Origin of the sequence: Rhodococcus sp. 27YEA6 (assembly GCF_044908235.1) — a bacterium.
Classification (GTDB): Bacteria; Actinomycetota; Actinomycetes; order Mycobacteriales; family Mycobacteriaceae; genus Rhodococcus_F; species Rhodococcus_F qingshengii.
The window spans coordinates 449638-466952 of the sequence record NZ_JBIYCY010000001.1 but is presented as its reverse complement, the minus strand read 5'-3'; the positions used below and the strand labels follow the sequence as shown (position 1 = coordinate 466952).

Here is a 17315-nt window from a genome sequence, read left to right as displayed (position 1 = left end):
TGCACAAGACAGTGCAACGGCAGCAAAACCCGAGACAGAAGAGGGGCGAGGAGTGACCACAAAACTGGTTGGCACCCAATCTGTTTCGGACGACTCTGTTGATGCGGAGCCGTCCATCCGAAACTCCTTCGTCGATGCGTTCCGGAACCATCCCGCCGGCGTCTCGATCATCACCGCAACGGGCGATGACGGCCCGGCCGGCATCACGTCGTCGTCGGTGATCTCGATCAGCGCCGATCCTGCAGTTCTGGCGTTTTCACTGCAGTCGTTGCGAGGCTCTGCGAGCGTCATCGCTTCCGCCCGCAGTTTTGTTGTTCACCTGGCAAATTCGGCGAACGAACGACTGGCTTCCACGTTCGCAACCCGCGGCGCTGTGCGCTTCGGAGACGATATGCCCTGGTCGTTTCTCTCGACGGGTGAACCGTTCCTACATGGGACAGGCCACGCCCTGCGTGCGGTTCCCTTGAATGCCACTACATGTGGCGCCGCAGTGATCGTCACTGCACGCGTCGTCGACGTCATCGATCCGCAGCACATGTCAGCGCCGCTCGTCTATCACAATCGAACCTATCGAAATCTCTCGACTCACAACATTTCCTCAAAGGAAGGCATGTCACATGACTGAATACGTTCTCCCCGAACTGGATTACGACTACGCCGCTCTCGAACCGCACATCTCCGGCGAGATCATGGAACTGCACCACAGCAAGCACCACGCCACGTACGTGGCGGGCGCCAACAGCGCAATCGAGCAGTTGGCTGCTGCGCGCGAAGACGGCACGATCACCGCGAAGGCGCCGCTGCTCAGCAAGAACCTCGCCTTCCACCTCGGCGGCCACACCAATCACTCCATCTTCTGGAAGAACCTCTCCCCCAACGGCGGTGAGCGGCCAGAGGGCGAGTTGGCAGCCGCAATCGACGAGCACTTCGGCACCTTCGACGCATTCGTCAACCACTTCTCCGCTGTAGCAACCACTTTGCAGGGGTCCGGCTGGGCGGTACTGGCCTACGACACGGTCGGGCAGCGCCTGGTCATCGAGCAGCTCACCGACCAGCAAGGCAACATCAGCATCGGTATCGTTCCGTTGCTCATGCTCGACATGTGGGAGCACGCTTTCTACCTGCAGTACAAGAACGTCAAGGCCGACTACGTGAAGGCCTACTGGAACGTCATCAACTGGGAAGACGTTGCACAGCGATACGCGACGGCCACAGCGGCGACGGGCTTGATCGTCCCCGCCTGATCGTCCCCACCCGATCACTGCCATATCACCCCGATCAGCCCAGCTCGGCACGGTGGCTCCGTTGCCGAGCTGGGTTTTTACACCCCCGAGATCGATGTATGTGAAGGCAGGTAACATACACCGAGCGCGGCTGACTCGGCCGTCCGCCGATTCGACTCCGAGGGGAACCAGTGCTCGATATCAGTGGTTTGATCGCGACGTGGCGTCCGACGCTGGACACCGCAGCACGCAATGCATGGGGACTCTCGTTCGGCGACGGTGTCGAGAAGACCGAACGCACCCCGTCCGTACTGATCAGCGAAGGTCCACACCGCGATCTGTATCGCTTCGGCGCATTGTGGAGGCCAAGAGGTAATCCGGTTCTCCTCGTACCGCCCCTCGCGGTTTCAGCCGACTGTTACGACCTTCGTGCGGGCCAAAGCCTCGCCGCGCACCTACTGGATGGGGCGAACACGCCCTACCTCCTCGACTACGGGACCATGCGGTACTCCGACCGCGGGATGGGTTTCGAGGCCTGGGTCGACGACATCATCCCGAAAGCGATCCGTACGATCTCGGACCTACATGACGGCGCACCGGTTTCGCTGATCGGGTGGAGCCTCGGCGGGACCATGTCTCTGCTCACGGGCTCCGCTCACTCCGACCTGCCGATCGCATCGATCACGGCAATCGGAACGCCAATCGATTACACGAAGATTCCCGCTATCAGCCCCTTGAGGCTGATCGGCAAATACACGGGCGACACCCCACTCACGTCCGCGACCAATCTTGTCGGCGGACTACCTGCTCCACTCGTTCAGGCGAGTTACAAGGTGACGGCGTTGCAGCGCGAAGTTCTCAAGCCATGGTTCATCATGCGCAACCTCCACAACACCGAGACACTGGCTCGCATGGAATCGATAGACAAGTTCATGGCAGCCATGCCTGGATACCCTGGCAAGGCTTTTCAGCAGATCTGCGAACAACTCATGCTCGGCAACAATCTCTACAACGACGCCGTCACGCTTGCCGGACGCGAGATCAAACTGTCAGCTCTGAGCGTTCCCGTTCTCGCGATCGGCGGCACCACTGACGTGATTGCACCCATCGCTTCGGTGGAAGCGATCACGTCGGTCCTCACCGGAGCGCCGTCGGTCCGGTTCGAGAAGGCGCCGGGAAGTCACCTCGGGCTCGTTGCCGGCCCCACCGCGAGAGACTCCACCTGGGCGCACATCGACGAATTCTTGAAAGAGAATGCACCGCAGTTGGTTTCGACCAGCTAAATCACGGCGTTGTGATGCCCGCGGCTACAGCTGCCTTGTGCCAATCCGGGAATTCACTCAGCAAACGGGTGTACAACTGGGCGTCGTCGACGGTGTCGATGTCGTCCAGCGCGAAGAATCCGGCATTGTCGACCACCCTGCCGTCGAGGTCGTCGAGCTTCTCCAGCACTCCGTAGTTGGCCTTGCCGATTCCGACGAACTGCCAAAAGGCCGGGAGCCCAGACGCTTCGCGCATCAATTTCGTGATTTCCTTGCGCTCGCTGAAGCCACCGTCGGTGAAGAACAGGACGAGCGTCGGCGCCGAACCACGTGTCAGGCCGGAAAGAATCTCAGTCATGATCGGCACTTCACGATTTGCGGCGCCGATCTTGTCGTAGTTGAATCCGCCGTGCGAGCCGCGCAAGTACAGGTAGGTATCCGACCACTCTTCCGCGTCATGGACAGAGATCTCGGGGAGTTTGACGAAGCTGACTGCATACAAGTACGGCTCCAGCTTGCCGTCGTCATCGAGTTGGATCGCAACGGGAATCATGCGTTCGACAACACGATGCACCACTCTGGTGCGGTACTGCTTGGCCATACTTCCGGTTTTGTCGATCACCAGGACCACCCGTGCCCGAATTCCGTTGCCACCCTTCGTCAGCAGGACCTTGGCCACTTCGCGCTTTCGGAGGTCCAGCTTCTCCCGCTTCACCATGGAGAGTTTGGCTTCGTCGGGCACGGTCCGAATGCCGTCTGTCGTTTCAGCAGAGCCGGCGGGTCGAGCCGGCGGTTCCTCGTCGACCGACACTCCGAATGCTGTTACCAGGTCCGCCAATCCGCTGTCCCAGCCAGCTGACACGTTTCGCAGCTTCCAGCCCGCGCCGCGGCGATAGATCTCGACGAGAACCGCTGCCCTCTCACTCGTCAACCCCAAAGCCTGAGCCACGATGGCGGTGGAACCAACCTGCTCCACCACGACACCAAGGCCCCCGACAGCAGACAGGGTTCCGTTTGCCGCCGCATCAAGTGCCACGGCAACACTCAGCTGATGGATGTCAGCGGGCAACCTCGCAATGTCGATTTCGATGACGCCGCCGGACTCCAAGCGCACCGCGCCTTCGGGTGAGACCGGCTGATTGAAGAAGACAAAATCTGCGTCGTCCCGTACTTTGTTCCGTTCGTCGAGCTGGAACACCATCAGGTCTACCGTGCCCGGGGCGCTACCGTTCACCGCCACCTTCAGCGAAGTTCCCTCAACGACTGTGTTCGCTCCACGCGCCAGCTCCATACCGGAAGATTAGCTGGCCACCAAAGAATCAACGGCCCCGCGGTCGGAAGAATCACAGCACACTTTCAGCAATCGCGAGGATTCTCGAGGCAGACTGTTCGTGGAAGATTTGTCGCACGCGGGACCAAGAGCCTGAACATCGACAGAATCCTAGGGTCGATCAGGAGGTCAAAATGCCGCACGGCCAGACGCGCACCATCCCGATGTTGCCACTCTTGCCACCTCTGACGAATTTCGACGACGCAAGTCGCTCGGTCGTGTCCTACCTCGACGAATATCTTCCGCTGGCACTGTGGTCGATCACGCGGTTCGACGGGTCCAATCAAATCTTTCTCACCGTCTCACCCAACCCACTTCACATCGAAGTCGGCGAGACCCGGGCTTGGCCAAACACCATGTGCAGCGAGGTGGTACTCGGAAATGCGCCGCCAGTCTCATCGAATCGCGCGCTCGTGCGCGCACTGTCCCGTGATGGCAGGTGGGAAGGCATTGGCGCATACGTCAGCATCCCAATCCTCCACAACGACGGCAGTCTCTTCGGCACTCTGTGTGGCGCCGACCCGAGTGCGGGCGACTCCGCACTCGAGGACAACCTGGCCCTCCTCAATCTCCTGTGCCGACTTCTCGGAACCATTCTCGATGTCGACTATCAGCGCGCGCAGTCAGTCCGACTGGCCGAAACTGCGCAACTCGATGCCGAGACCGACCCGTTGACAGGTCTTCTCAATCGGCGCGGGTGGAATCGCATCCTCGAGGCCGAGCAAACTCGGTACCGCCAATTCGCCGATCCGGGAGCTATCATCATCGTCGATCTGGACGGCATGAAGACCATCAACGACGAACTCGGCCACGCCGCGGGCGACGAATACGTTCAAAGGGCCGGCAAGATCTTGGCAGCGTGCGCGCACCCTGGTGCGGTGGTTTCACGGTTGGGCGGAGACGAGTTCGGAATCGCTCTGCCCGATACACAGCCGCGCGCCGTCGACTACCTGCTCGAGTGTTTGGAGAAGGCGTTCCGGAATGCCGACGTCTGTTGTTCGATCGGTCGAGCCGACTTTTCCATGACCCAAAGCCTTTCCGAGACTTGGGATACGGCCGATGCGGAGATGTACCGCCACAAGCGCTCGAAGCACTGATTCGACTCCTCCACGGCCGGTTGGCACCGCATCGGAGGATCCCTTCGATGCGGTGCTCGGTCCGTGTTCTGTTGTCGCCAAAGAGGTTTGACCTCTCAGGTTTTGAAGGTGGTGTTCGCCGGCCTGGGTTGCTGTCCGGGGTCGATCGAGGGCGGCGGGATGAACCAGGGTTTGTTGTCGACTCCGATTCGGATTTCCCATTTCCCGACGAACCCTGATTTTCGGTGCATCAGCCGGTGGTGTGAACGGCACAGCAGGACCAGGTTGTTCATCACCGTCGGGCCGCCGTTCGCCCAGTGCCGGATATGGTGCGCATCGGTCCAGGCGGGCACGCATGTGCAACCCGGGAAGGCGCAGCCTTTGTCCCGGGCGATCAACGCCACTCGCTGTTCGGCGGTGACCAATCGTTTTCCTGGTTGCGCATCCAAGGGCGCGCCGTGATCGTCGAGCAGAACGGTCGACAGGAAACAATCACACCCGAGAAGCCTGGTCTGCGATACGGACAGTGGTCCGAGCCAGGGCATGTGCCCGACATCAAGATCCGACACAGCCATTCCGTCATCAGCAGTGGAGGGTGTTGCGGCGCAGTCCCGATGCTCCGCGAGATCCCGAGCATTGATGTGCACATTCACGTGCGGACGCTGACCACCATCGGTTCCGGTCTTAGCGCAATCGAGATACCGGCGGATTAGTTCCGTGAACCCGTCCGCCGTCCGTTTCGCCGCCGACCGAGAATCCGGCGTCCCATCCGGTGCCGGGGTGGGCATCGTCAGATTCGACAACGCCGACAACAACATTTCACCGGTGAGGGCATCGAAATCCCCACGCACCACCACCCGACCGTTCAACGTCGACGCGATCCGCAACTCATTCCGATCCACATCCTCGGCGGGCGGAATCTCATCCGATTCGAAAATGCGCTCTAACGTCGCGATCACGTTCCGCACTTTCGTGGTTGTCGCTTCCACTCCGGACGCGGCAGCCAACAACAAATCGATACAGCGAGGGAGCGCTTCCTCCGGCATGCCCTTCGGTGGTGATTCACAGAACGCCACGATCAACACGGCATGATCGAACGAACAATCCCCGCCATCGAACCGAGCCGCCACCGCAGGAAACGGCCGCAACGCCGCACCCAACGCGGCGATCTTCTTCCCGTCCCGAACCTGCAGCATCGTGTTCGCCGCCAACCACGCACCCACCCCGCGGCTCGCAATCACCTGATCATCCGGCCGCATCGACAACTCGTCCACCACAGCCACTCGAACGGCTTCCAGGCGCAGAATCTCCGCACTCGCCTCGACAGCAGCAGCACGCAACTCGGCAGCAGTCAACCGCCACAGGCGTCCGCGTAACCCCACCGCAGAACCCGACACCACGTCCGACAACAAGACACTCATTGAATCCCCCGATCCCCTCCCCAAACAATACTCGAACATGCGTTCGAGTCAATACCTCGCTACCAGCGCAAATAAGAGCAGGGAATAGTTCGACGGTCGCACGCGTATTATTTGAGTAAGCAATACTTGCGGTCGCAAATAAATGGAGGGCGTCACCGATGACAACTGATGAACACGTACGTGGTCGTGTGTGGCGCGACCTCGTCGTCTCCCACAGCGTCATCCTCGGCAAGATGGAGGCGGATCTTCGAACCACCACCGGGCTCACCCTTGGCCAGTACGACGTTCTGCTCCGACTGCACGAAGCTCCGGGAAACACGATCCGAATGGGCGATCTGGCCGAACTGGTCCTGGTCACCACCAGTGGCGTGACGCGCGTCGTCGATCGATTGGTCGAGGCCGGATTAGTGGAGCGCGTTAGACCGGACAACGATCGACGCGTCGTGACGGTATCGATGACGCCTGCGGGCAAGAAGACGCTTCGAAAAGCGTCCGCCATACACACGCGAGGGATCGCCGAATACTTCTCCGATCTCATTGAAACCGAGGAGCTTCCGGTGCTCGAACGCTTCTTCTCCCGACTTGCCACACATCACACGAATCAAGGCGGCGCATGCGATGCGCACGTAGAACAGCTTTCCATCACCCCCACGAACAGATAGCGAGAAACAACATGGCTTTCGAATTGGGCGTCTACCATTTCGGTGAACTCACCCCAGATCCCACCACCGGCGCGATGATGAATCCCGGTGTCCACCTTCGTCATTTGGTGGAGCAGGCAACAGTTGCCGATCAGGTTGGACTCGATGTCTTCGGCGTCGGCGAGCACCATCGCACCGACTTCGCAGTCTCAGCCCCTGCCGTTGTGCTCGCGGCAATGGCTCAGGCTACCGACAACATCAAGCTGTCCAGCGCCGTAACCGTACTCAGTTCCGACGATCCCGTACGTGTGTTCCAACAGTTCGCGACAGTCGACCTGCTTTCCGAAGGCCGTGCCGAGATCATTGCCGGCCGAGGTTCGTACACGGAGTCATTTCCGCTTTTCGGGTACGACCTGTCCCAGTACAACGAACTCTTCGCCGAAAAGCTCGATCTACTACTGAAACTGCGCGACGAGAACCCGATCAACTGGGAAGGACAACTTCGCCCACCACTGATCGACGGTGACGTGACGCCCCGCCCGGACCGTCAGATTCCGGTGTGGATCGCAGTCGGAGGTACTCCGGCCTCTGTCGTCCGTGCCGCGAAACTGGGCCTGCCCCTCTCACTGGCCATCATCGGTGGAAGTTACCAACAGTTCGAACCGTTCGTCGATCTATACCGCAGGGCTGCAGCGGAGTTCGGACACGATCCGAAGAAACTGGCTGTCTCGATTGCTTCGCCAGGATTTGTCGATACCTCGAAGCAAACAGCACTCGACACGTCGTACCCGTACTTCCAGGCCGGGTGGATGCAGAATCATCATCAGCGCGGAAACGGAGTTCCCATGCCCCGCAGGGCATATGAAGCGCAGGCAACCACCGCGGGTGCGTTCTTCCTCGGCGGCCCGCAGGAAATCATCGACAAGACGATGGCGCAGTACGAACTGTTCCATCATGACCGCATCATGATCCAGATGGGGTTCGGCAACGTGCCACAGAAGGACATGCTGCGTGCGATCGAGATCCTCGGCACCGAAGTAGCCCCCGTTGTGCGTAAGGAAATCGAATCACTGAAGTCGTCCCAAGAATAGGAGTTTCGATGAGCACACCGCTCAAAATTGTTGCCGTTGTCGGCAATCTCCAAAAACCCTCCAAGACTCGTGCCCTCGTCGACCTGATCGTCGAAACCTTGGGAGACTTCGAGCAGATCGACACACGAGTTTTCGAGATCGTGGATCTGATTCCAGGTCTTGCAACTGCTCTGGATCGCGATCACGTCGACTCAGTGACCGCCGAAGCGCTGGCAGCAGTCGAGTCTGCCGATATCGTCATCGCGGCGTCACCGGTGTTCCGCGGTTCGTACACGGGAATGTTCAAGCATTTTTTCGATCTCGTCGACCAGTACGCGCTTGCCAACACTCCGGTGATTCTTGCCGCTACAGGTGGTAGCGACCGCCATGCTCTCGTGTTGGAGCATGCCCTGCGGCCACTGTTCGCTTTCTTCCAAGCGCTGACCGCTCCGGTCGGGATCTATCTCAGCTCAGGTGATTTCGACGGAACGACCATCCTCAATCCCGAGGTATTCGAACGTATCGAGATGGCAGCAAAGGACGTCCTGCCGGTAGCGAGGATGCTCGCGGAGCGGCATCGAGTTGCGCTGACGTGAACGCCCCTCGTCTGCACAACAATGACCCGGAACCACCACCAGCGGTCACGACTGGCAATGCGGCTGATCCAGCACACTTACGCCGCTGATCCACATCGCATCACCGAACACCGTTTTTCAGTGATTCTTCAGCTCCATCGCAGTAGCGTCGAAAGGGCCACCTCATGTCAGGAGCCCCCCATGACCACCCCGGATCAACCCACTGTCCAGCAATCCGTTCCTCAGCACCCGATTCGACCACCCGTCAATGCGGGCTGGGCAGTGGTCTCGCTGCTGTTCTTCTGGCCGCTTTCCTTCTCCGCTTTCACGCACGCCTTCAACGTGTATCCGCTGTGGGCTGACGGCGATGTGGCCGGGTCGCGGTATGCGTCCGATCGAGTGAAACGGCTCGGTCAGATCTCGCTGTGGATCGCAGGCGGCCTACTACTCCTGGTCTGCATCCTGTACGCGATTGCGGCAATCGTGTGGTTCGCCAACGGTGGCCACGATTACGGTCCGCGGCGTATGCGCTGAACAGCCACCCTGGACAACCACACCACCAGGACATCACCTCATCAATCGATCGACGAACTCCATGGTCTGGTCCATCGAAGCGACCGTCGTTTGACCGTGGCTGATTCCGGCGAGTTCTTGATACTCGAACTGCGTTCCCCGCGAACGCATGTCGACCAGTTGCGCCCAGGTAAGGGCGACAGGAACCGTTGTGTCCGACACGCTCTGCACCACGCGCAGTGGACGGTCGTAGCCGTCGACCGGCACCTGCATCATCTCGCGGAACAGGTCGTACATGCGCGGCGTCCATACCGACCGAGAAAACAACGAGCTCAACTGGATTCGTTCGGCTCGAATGTGTCGGCCGAGATCTCCGGCGCACAGTGTCCGAGCCTTTTCCATCCACTCGATCCCCTGCGGCGAGAGAACCTCGCGAATGTTCTCTTCGGGTCGTTGATCGTCGATCCCGGCCAGGACGTACAGCGCATATCCCACCAGCCCGGTGATACCGATGTCGGGAAACAGCGGGCCGCCCAACGGAAACAGCCCTTCCATGTGTGTGGGGCCTGCGACGACAACCGAGCCACGGAAATCCAATTCCGGTGCACGAGTGGTGGCATCGTGTCCCGCGAAGTACGCCGCATGACCACCTTCGGACAAACCCGCGACCATCCACCGCGGACTCAGCACATTGCCGTACAACTCGTGCGCGGCCCGCACGATGTCGACGGCATTCGCCCCGGCGGCATGTCCGTCGAGATAGGCCAGCACCCCGTCGGTACCAACTCCCGAGTAGTCGGTAGCGACCACCGCGTACCCCTGCTCCAACCAGCGTTCGATCGGTTCGATCTCGCCCGGACCGAATCCGGTCGACGAGGGTGCACACTGATCCGCACTGCCCAAAGTTCCGTGGGCATAGGAGATGACGGGCCAACCGCCCGCCGGTGGGGCGCCTTCCGGCAGAAACACGGACCCTGACGACTCTCCCCATCTGTCAGCGGTACGCAGAGTTCGATAAACGACCCGCTGCGTCTCACCGGCGCCGACCGGAAACACTGCGGCCGAGAGTTCGCCATAGGACTCCAGCGCGCCCGCGACTTCCGGTTCGTCCGCCGTCGCCACTGCAACACCTGACCCCCACCCGAGACCCGACAACAGAATGCTCGCCACCACGGCCGCAACAGAGGTTCTACCCGAACGACTCACCACGCCAACCCCTCCCGACCTGTGCAGAGCATGATGTCGATATGCAGATCATCATCACCGGTCACAGCCTGCCCGGACGTGAGTGTTCCGAAACCGCAACCTTCGAAGAGCGCAGCAACATCCACGTCGGCGTTCAGCGCCGAGGCAAGCCACACGAAATCCTCGACCTCGTACCGGGAGATACCGAGACAGTGCGATGGGAACTGACAGCGAGTCTGGAGCGAAAGTCCGGTGCCTGGGACTTACTCGGTCCATACATCCAGGGTCCACCTCGCGGACGCTTCATCTACCTGTCCTGGGTGACGGTATCCGATGACCAGACGTTCGAGATGTTTCGGCGCGCAAAGCTGATGCTCGACGCGATCCCCGAGCACATCGCCGAAGAGGCCGACGCTTCCGGCATGCTCCACGGAGACCTCGGCCTCACCGACGCCGCAGGTAAACCACTGTGTGCGGCTATCCGACCGCCGACGATCACATGGTCACCCTCGCCTTACTGAGCATCGTTCAGTAGTGTGGAGATCGAACACTTAGTCTGCCCGGTGGCCCCACACGATCGATACGGAGTCCGAACTGATGAGCACCGAACACCTCGATGTCCTGATCGTCGGCGCCGGCTTGTCCGGCATCGGTGCTGCGTATCGACTCCAGACCGAGCTTCCCGGCAAGTCGTACGCAATCCTCGAGGCCCGTGCGAACAGTGGCGGAACCTGGGACCTCTTCAAATACCCTGGCATCCGATCGGATTCCGACATGTTCACGCTCGGCTACCCGTTTCGGCCGTGGACAGATGCCAAAGCAATCGCCGACGGTGATTCGATCCTCCGGTACGTGCGCGACACCGCGCGAGAGAACGGGATCGACAAGAAGATTCGGTACAACCGGAAGGTGACGGCCGCATCATGGTCGTCAGCGGACTCGACGTGGTCAGTCACGGTCACGACCGGCGACGAAGACGAAACATTGACCTGCAACTTCCTCTATCTCTGCAGCGGTTACTACAGCTACGAGGGCGGATACACCCCCGACTTCCCCGGACGTGAATCGTTTGCCGGCGAGGTTGTGCACCCGCAGTTCTGGCCCGAAGAACTCGATTACTCCGACAAGAAGGTCGTTGTGATCGGAAGCGGCGCCACCGCAGTCACATTGGTCCCCACGATGTCACGGGACGCAAGCCACGTCACGATGCTCCAGCGATCACCGACATACATTCTGGCTCTGCCGTCCAGCGACAAATTATCGGACACCATTCGCGCAGTACTGCCGAATCAACTCGCGCACAGCATCGCTCGATGGAAGAGCATCGTAGTGAACCTGAGTTTCTACCAACTGTGCCGGCGCAGTCCTGCGCGCGCAAAGCGGTTGCTGAACCTCGCGATCAGTCGCCAACTCCCGGAAGAGATCCCACTCGATCCTCACTTCACACCCACCTACGATCCCTGGGATCAACGCTTGTGCGTCGTACCGGACGGCGATTTGTTCAAAGCCCTCCGATCCGGCAAGGCCTCGATCGAGACCGATCGCATCGACACTTTCACCGAGACCGGAATTCGTCTCGCGTCAGGTCGCGAACTCGAAGCTGACATCATCGTCACTGCAACAGGATTGAAGATGGAAGCGTGCGGCGGGATGTCGATCGAAGTGGACGGCGAACCCGTCACCCTCGGTGATCGTTACGTCTACAAGGGCATGATGATCAGCGACGTACCGAACTTCGCGATGTGCGTCGGCTACACCAACGCCTCGTGGACTCTGCGAGCAGATCTCACGTCGATGTACGTCTGCCGACTGCTGACGGAGATGGACAAGCGCGGCTATTCGAAGTGCGTGCCGCACGCGAGCGAAGAGATGGACCAGCGGCCGATCCTGGACCTGGCGTCGGGGTACGTCATGCGTGCTGTGGAACAGTTCCCGAAGCAGGGATCGAAGTCACCGTGGAACATGCGTCAGAACTACATCCTTGATCGTCTTCACTCGACGTTCGGGAGCATCAACGACCACATGACGTTCTCGAAGGCGCCAGCTCGACATTCGACACCGGTACCGAGCAAGAGTTGAGCGGACCACGAACAACCAGGTAGAGCAATCGGGCGAAGCCACCAATCGATCCGACGACAAAGAACACACCCGAACCTGCGACTACTGCACAGAGCGCACCGAGAACGATGATCGCCGACGCCTCTACCATTCGACCGGCGGACTCCGATCCGAGAACGTGTATTTCATCAACTCCTTCGTCCATAAAACTATTTTCAGCCAACCGTCCAGCCGGTTTGTAGGGACTTTAGTCGCGAGTCGGATCAAAATGGACTCATAATTGCAGGTCAAGCGTTCAGTTGGCCATTCCGGCCGGATGATCTCCAGTCCGTTCCGTTGTGATGGTCGGCAACAGAGTGCTGGTCGAATACATGGACGATTCACGAATCGACACGGTCGTATCAAATCTCCGTGCCTCTCCACCCACTCTTACGCAGGGTGTGGCCCAGCAGCGTGACCACCAGTGAAAACATCGGCAGGGCAATGATCACCCTCGCGGCAAACACCCCCGATCTTCCCGGCCGCGTCCTTCGCAGCGACAAGATCAACGAACTCGCGCAGGCCTGACAGCTTGACCTCGAAAGACGAAACCGCGGGCGACGAGTTCCAACGCCACGGCCACCGAGCAGGTTTGTGCCAACAACAACCCTGCCAATACAAGAATTTGCACAGCACCGGCCTGAACGGCCGATCCCGTCGCGAGCAACACACCGACAAAGGCTCCGGGCAATGTCACGAGGCCGACGGTGCGCGTCTGGTCGACTCCAGGCAGCAGAGCATCGGAGGCAGCGGTGCGGGCTACCTCCCACCGCGCATCGCGTTGGGAAAATCCAAGGCTCAGTGCTGCTTCCACTTCCCCGTACCGGTCGTCGACGGCGTCGAGTCCGCGTTTGGCTGCCATCGATGTTGCAGTCATCGCGCCACCCAGAACAATGCCGCCGATCGGCACCAGAGCGACGCCTTGCAGCGGAACCACTCCGGACAGCAGCATCAGTGGCAGAACCACACCGATTCCCGACGCCAACGCGATGGTCAGCCAAACTCCGGACGTCCCCGCGTTCGAGCGTCGTGCCGCGGTGAAAGACGCTGCAACGAACATGCCGACGAGCACGAGGAGCGCCGACCAGATGTGGGCCAAGGCGGCGGCAAGGATCAACGAAATCGCAGCCAACTGAAGAGCGCCACGAGCGAGGGCACCGGGGACCACCCGAACGCTACCGAGATAGGTGAATCGGTAGACGAGCGTGGCGACAAGTGCCATGACGATGCAGAGCACAGCCAGACGGATGCCGGAGTCGGCTATCGAAAGGCTCATGGGTCTCAGTGTTCCCTACGAGCCGAGTCCGATCCGAATTCGAGAACCGCTCAGAACACCCAACCGCGAAGGGCGACGAATCGCAGGCCACCGACAATTCCGCTCACGGCGATCACAAGCCCGGCTTGAAGAAGCCCGTCGGCGCCCGGGAGAAGGAAGCCGAGCGCACTGATGGCGGCAGAACTGGCGATCAACCCGACCAGTGCGAGTCCACCACCTTCCCACTGCGCGGTGAACCAGTTGACGCGATCCGCGGCATGGAAGGTGAGCCGGCGATGCAGCTCATTGGCCAGAATGGTGCTCAAGACCGCACCAACTGCGTTGGCGACCAGCGCTCCGTCACCGCGCAGCGCCAGAAAAGCGGCAAAGTACAAGATGTTGCTGGCTCCGCCGACGAGGGCAAAACGAACGAGCTGAGCAAAGGCGCCGTCGCCAGCAAGGGCGCGAAGCCTCGTTGCCGCGAAACCTGCACTCCGCGTACCCACCATCGAGATCGGATTGCTCCCGACCCAGATGTCAGACGTGCTCATATCGGCTTCTCTCATACGGACAATCGGAACCACACGTTCCGCTTAGTAATATAGCACTAACGGAATCGATCATTCCGCTTAGTGCCGTAGACTGTGAGGATGCCGACAACACACCCCGACGCTTCTCATGCGGGGACCTCGGCCGACTGCTCACAGCCGCGCCTTCGGTCCGACGCCAAGGCCAACCTCGAGCGCATCCTCAACTCCGCTCGCGAGGTGTTCGCTGCCCAAGGACTCGACGCCACGCTGGCAGACGTCGCGAAGCACGCCGGCGTCGGCGTCGGCACCGTCTATCGCCGCTTCGCCAGCAAGGACGAACTGATCCAGGCACTGTTCGACACGCGGTGTTCCGAGATCGAAACGATCGCCGCCACCGCCCGAGAGATGCCCGACGCCTGGGAAGGTCTTGTCTACTTTCTCGACGTGATCTCTCTGCGCATGGCAGACAACCGCGGATTCGGCGATCTCCTGATGGACGGACGCTTCACGTCCGACACCTTCGCTCGCGCGCGCGCCGGGATCGCTCGACACACTGCGGTACTTGTCAATCGCGCCAAGGAACAGGGCACCCTGCGCAGCGACTTCGAAGTCAACGACATTCCACTTCTCATGCAGGTCGTCAAGATGGCCCAGAAGTTCGGTGGCGACGAGGCCCCTCAGGCTTACCGCCGCGCACTCGGGTTCATGATCGACGGACTCTGCGCGTCCCGCACCGACCATCGGGAACTGCCCGTGCCGGCGCTGTCCTCCGAGCAACTCGATCACGTCCTTCATCGGTTTCAGGCAACGCCCGGGAAGAACTGCTGAGTCGATTTCGGGGTCGACGCCGTTGCGGCGTCGACCCCGAAATTTGCTGTCAGTGGGCGATTACCGGTTCACCTTCCGGCGAATCCGGAAGCAGTCCACTCCGAAGAACCAGTCCGGTCAAGACCGCACCGACCACGAATATGCCTGCGGCCCAATAGAACGTCGTGGTGTAACTCTCGACGGCGGCCTGCGCCTGAGTCAGCGGATTCATCTCGCGGCCCACCAGGTAGTTGGTGGAAGCCGAGGCGGCAATCGTGCTGAGCAGTGCAGTTCCGATCGAGCCGCCCACCTGCTGCATCGTGTTGACCGTGGCAGATGCGACGCCGGCATCTTCGTGATGCACGCCTGAAGTTGCTCCCTGCATCGACGGGGCGAAAATGCTGCCCATGCCGAGTCCGGTGACGACGAGCCCCGGCAGAATGTGGACTGCATAGGTGCTGTCCACCGAGATCTGGGCCAGCAGAGTCATTCCGATCGCCGCGATGACCATTCCGCTCACGATCAGCACTCGCGGACCGACGCGCGGCAGCAAAACCGCTGTCGAAAGCGTTGCCGCTGTCACGATTCCGAACACCATCGGCATGAATGCGAGGCCGGTCATGATCGGGCTGTACCCGAGGATCAGCTGCATGTAGTACGTCAGGAACAGGAAGACTGCGAACATGCCTGCGCCGGAAAGGAAGATCGCCAGGTACGAGCCCGCCCGGATTCGGTCGAGGACCACCCGCAGCGGAAGAAGTGGGTGCTCGGACTTGGTCTGCCAGTAGATGAACGCCGCCATGAACACGACGCCGGCAACGAGCCACGAGATAGTGGGAGTTGCACTCCACCCGTCCGACTCGGCCTTCGAGAATCCGAAGACGATGCTGAACAAGCTGATCGACACCAGGATCGTTCCGGGGATGTCGAGCTTGGGTCGCGAGTCACTGGTGTGCGGCGCGAGCAACAGGACTGCTCCGACCAGAGCGATCGCCGCGAAGAAGAGATTCACGAAGAGGCACCAGCGCCAGTCGACCCACTCGGTGAGTGCGCCGCCGAGCAGCAGTCCGATGGCGCCACCACCGCCGGCAACGGCACCGAAGATACCGAACGCCTTGGCACGCTCACCTGGATCCGTGAATGTCACGGACAGCAGCGACAGGGCTGCCGGGGCAAGGAGCGCACCGAATACGCCTTGGCCGGCACGAGCGGCAACAAGCATTTCGAAGTTGACGGCTGCGCCACCGATGGCGGAAGCGACTGCGAAGCCGATCAGGCCGACGATGAAAGTTCGCCTGCGCCCGAACAAGTCGCTCAATCGACCGCCGAGTAGCAGCAAACTGCCGAACGCCAATGCGTATGCCGTGATGATCCACTGGCGGTCCGAATCACCGAACTCCAGTGAGCGCTGCGCAGCAGGCAGCGCGATGTTGACGATGGTGGCATCCAAGACCACCATCAGCTGCGCAATTCCCAGAACCGCGAGAACCAGCCACCGCTTTGCGTGGTTGTCCCCTGAAGGCGCTGAGGACTGCTCGAATTCAGTCCGTTCAGCAATGTCTGACATAGTCCCTCGCCCAACCTATGCGGAGATGGCTTCTCCGGTTAGCAAAAACGCTACACGAAAACGGAGAGGCTGTCTCCACTTGGCGGGTAGAGTGGGGACATGAGTACCGCAATGGAGCGCCCCCTTCGCGCCGATGCTGCACGTAATCGGCAGTTGATCATCGACGCCGCACGTGAATTGTTCGCCGAAGAAGGGATCGACGTCACACTCGACGACGTCGCCCGGCGCGCGGGGGTCGGCGTCGGAACGGTCTATCGGCGGTTCGCCAGCAAGGAAGAATTGATCGACGGAGTCTTCCAGCAGAACTTCGCCGACATGGCAGCGGCCGCGGACGCGTCACTTGCCAATCCGGATCCGTGGGACGGACTTGTCACCTTTGCCGAATTTGCCTGCAGCCGTATGTCGGTCAACCGCGGACTCAAAGACGTCCTGAACGGAACCGACGAGGGATGCGAGCAAGTCGCATGCCAACGATCCATCATCGAACCGTCGGTCGAGAGGATCTTCTACCGGGCCCAGGAGGCCGGGATGCTGCGCACCGACGCCGTACCGACGGACCTGTTCGGCCTCATCTTCATGGTGGGCGCAGTCACCGAATTTGCTCAGCCCGTCAACCCGACCGTGTGGCGTCGATACCTCTCGGTAATGCTCGACGGCCTACGCACGGAGGGCTTGCACCGTGACGCACTGCCCCTTCCTCCACTGAGTTCGGAGGAATTGCACGAGGCCAAGCAATGCCTGAAAGACCGCCGCCGTTGAGCGG

18 protein-coding genes are annotated in these 17315 nt (G+C 60.6%); 12 read left to right on the top strand and 6 right to left on the bottom strand.

Annotated features, from left to right (window positions below; all coding sequences use genetic code 11):
- The first annotated feature begins 52 nt into the window (after nt 1–52).
- The 3 genes from ABH939_RS02315 (at nt 53) to ABH939_RS02305 (ending at nt 2506) form a co-directional block, all read left to right on the top strand.
- Complete coding sequence (locus ABH939_RS02315) at nt 53–625, top strand: flavin reductase family protein (protein ID WP_161120086.1); 573 nt, start codon at nt 53–55, stop codon at nt 623–625.
- A complete protein-coding gene (locus tag ABH939_RS02310; protein WP_030535220.1) occupies nt 618–1244 on the top strand; it encodes a superoxide dismutase in 627 nt (208 codons plus the stop codon). The genes ABH939_RS02315 and ABH939_RS02310 overlap by 8 nt, the downstream gene beginning before the upstream one ends.
- 170 nt (nt 1245–1414) lie before the next feature.
- On the top strand, nt 1415–2506 hold the full coding sequence (locus ABH939_RS02305; protein WP_404649267.1) for an alpha/beta fold hydrolase: 1092 nt from the start codon (nt 1415–1417) through the stop codon (nt 2504–2506).
- A gap of 1 nt (nt 2507) precedes the next feature.
- Here the strand turns inward: ABH939_RS02305 and ABH939_RS02300 are convergent, their stop codons facing one another.
- Nucleotides 2508–3776, bottom strand: coding sequence for a VWA domain-containing protein (locus ABH939_RS02300; protein ID WP_404649266.1), 1269 nt, complete (start codon nt 3774–3776; stop codon nt 2508–2510).
- 173 nt (nt 3777–3949) lie between these two features.
- On the opposite strand from ABH939_RS02300, the gene ABH939_RS02295 reads away from it, so the two are divergent.
- Nucleotides 3950–4912, top strand: coding sequence for a sensor domain-containing diguanylate cyclase (locus tag ABH939_RS02295; protein ID WP_058037733.1), 963 nt, complete (start codon nt 3950–3952; stop codon nt 4910–4912).
- A gap of 95 nt (nt 4913–5007) precedes the next feature.
- On the opposite strand, the gene ABH939_RS02290 is transcribed toward ABH939_RS02295, so the two are convergent.
- Entirely contained in the window at nt 5008–6312 is a 1305-nt protein-coding gene (locus ABH939_RS02290) for a DUF222 domain-containing protein (RefSeq protein WP_404649265.1), read from the bottom strand.
- Nucleotides 6313–6470: 158 nt separating this feature from the next.
- Between ABH939_RS02290 and ABH939_RS02285 the strand changes: the two genes are divergently transcribed.
- The 4 genes from ABH939_RS02285 (at nt 6471) to ABH939_RS02270 (ending at nt 9132) form a co-directional block, all read left to right on the top strand.
- A complete protein-coding gene (locus ABH939_RS02285) occupies nt 6471–6974 on the top strand; it encodes a MarR family winged helix-turn-helix transcriptional regulator (protein WP_007731489.1) in 504 nt (167 codons plus the stop codon).
- An 11-nt stretch (nt 6975–6985) separates the two neighbouring features.
- On the top strand, nt 6986–8044 hold the full coding sequence (locus ABH939_RS02280) for an LLM class flavin-dependent oxidoreductase (protein ID WP_047271106.1): 1059 nt from the start codon (nt 6986–6988) through the stop codon (nt 8042–8044).
- 8 nt (nt 8045–8052) lie between these two features.
- Nucleotides 8053–8619, top strand: a complete 567-nt coding sequence (gene msuE, locus ABH939_RS02275; protein ID WP_312638902.1) for an FMN reductase — start codon at nt 8053–8055, stop codon at nt 8617–8619.
- A gap of 180 nt (nt 8620–8799) precedes the next feature.
- A complete protein-coding gene (locus ABH939_RS02270; RefSeq protein WP_007731480.1) occupies nt 8800–9132 on the top strand; it encodes a CD225/dispanin family protein in 333 nt (110 codons plus the stop codon).
- A 33-nt stretch (nt 9133–9165) separates the two neighbouring features.
- Here the strand turns inward: ABH939_RS02270 and ABH939_RS02265 are convergent, their stop codons facing one another.
- Nucleotides 9166–10320: a lipase family protein gene (locus tag ABH939_RS02265; RefSeq protein ID WP_042922323.1), complete on the bottom strand. Its 1155-nt coding sequence runs from the start codon at nt 10318–10320 to the stop codon at nt 9166–9168.
- A 38-nt stretch (nt 10321–10358) separates the two neighbouring features.
- Here ABH939_RS02265 and ABH939_RS02260 point away from each other — a divergent pair, with 38 nt between their 5' ends.
- On the top strand, nt 10359–10817 hold the full coding sequence (locus tag ABH939_RS02260; protein ID WP_058037728.1) for a DUF5990 family protein: 459 nt from the start codon (nt 10359–10361) through the stop codon (nt 10815–10817).
- A 76-nt stretch (nt 10818–10893) separates the two neighbouring features.
- Nucleotides 10894–12375 carry an NAD(P)/FAD-dependent oxidoreductase gene (locus tag ABH939_RS02255; RefSeq protein WP_214923758.1) on the top strand — a complete coding sequence of 494 codons (1482 nt, stop codon included), beginning with the start codon at nt 10894–10896 and terminating at the stop codon, nt 12373–12375.
- A 523-nt stretch (nt 12376–12898) separates the two neighbouring features.
- Here ABH939_RS02255 and ABH939_RS02250 read toward each other — a convergent pair.
- Complete coding sequence (locus ABH939_RS02250; RefSeq protein WP_042452705.1) at nt 12899–13669, bottom strand: ABC transporter permease; 771 nt, start codon at nt 13667–13669, stop codon at nt 12899–12901.
- Nucleotides 13670–13719: 50 nt separating this feature from the next.
- Entirely contained in the window at nt 13720–14157 is a 438-nt protein-coding gene (locus ABH939_RS02245) for a GtrA family protein (RefSeq protein ID WP_020908979.1), read from the bottom strand.
- Nucleotides 14158–14298: 141 nt separating this feature from the next.
- On the opposite strand from ABH939_RS02245, the gene ABH939_RS02240 reads away from it, so the two are divergent.
- Nucleotides 14299–15006 (top strand): TetR/AcrR family transcriptional regulator, encoded by a 708-nt coding sequence (locus ABH939_RS02240; protein WP_007731468.1) that lies wholly within the window; start codon nt 14299–14301, stop codon nt 15004–15006.
- 49 nt (nt 15007–15055) lie between these two features.
- Here ABH939_RS02240 and ABH939_RS02235 read toward each other — a convergent pair whose 3' ends face one another.
- The gene (locus ABH939_RS02235; protein WP_404649263.1) at nt 15056–16552 is read right to left on the bottom strand and encodes an MFS transporter; all 1497 of its coding nucleotides are present in this window, start codon (nt 16550–16552) and stop codon (nt 15056–15058) included.
- 99 nt (nt 16553–16651) lie between these two features.
- Here ABH939_RS02235 and ABH939_RS02230 point away from each other — a divergent pair, with 99 nt between their 5' ends.
- Complete coding sequence (locus ABH939_RS02230; RefSeq protein WP_080712681.1) at nt 16652–17311, top strand: TetR/AcrR family transcriptional regulator; 660 nt, start codon at nt 16652–16654, stop codon at nt 17309–17311.
- Nucleotides 17312–17315 lie beyond the last annotated feature (4 nt).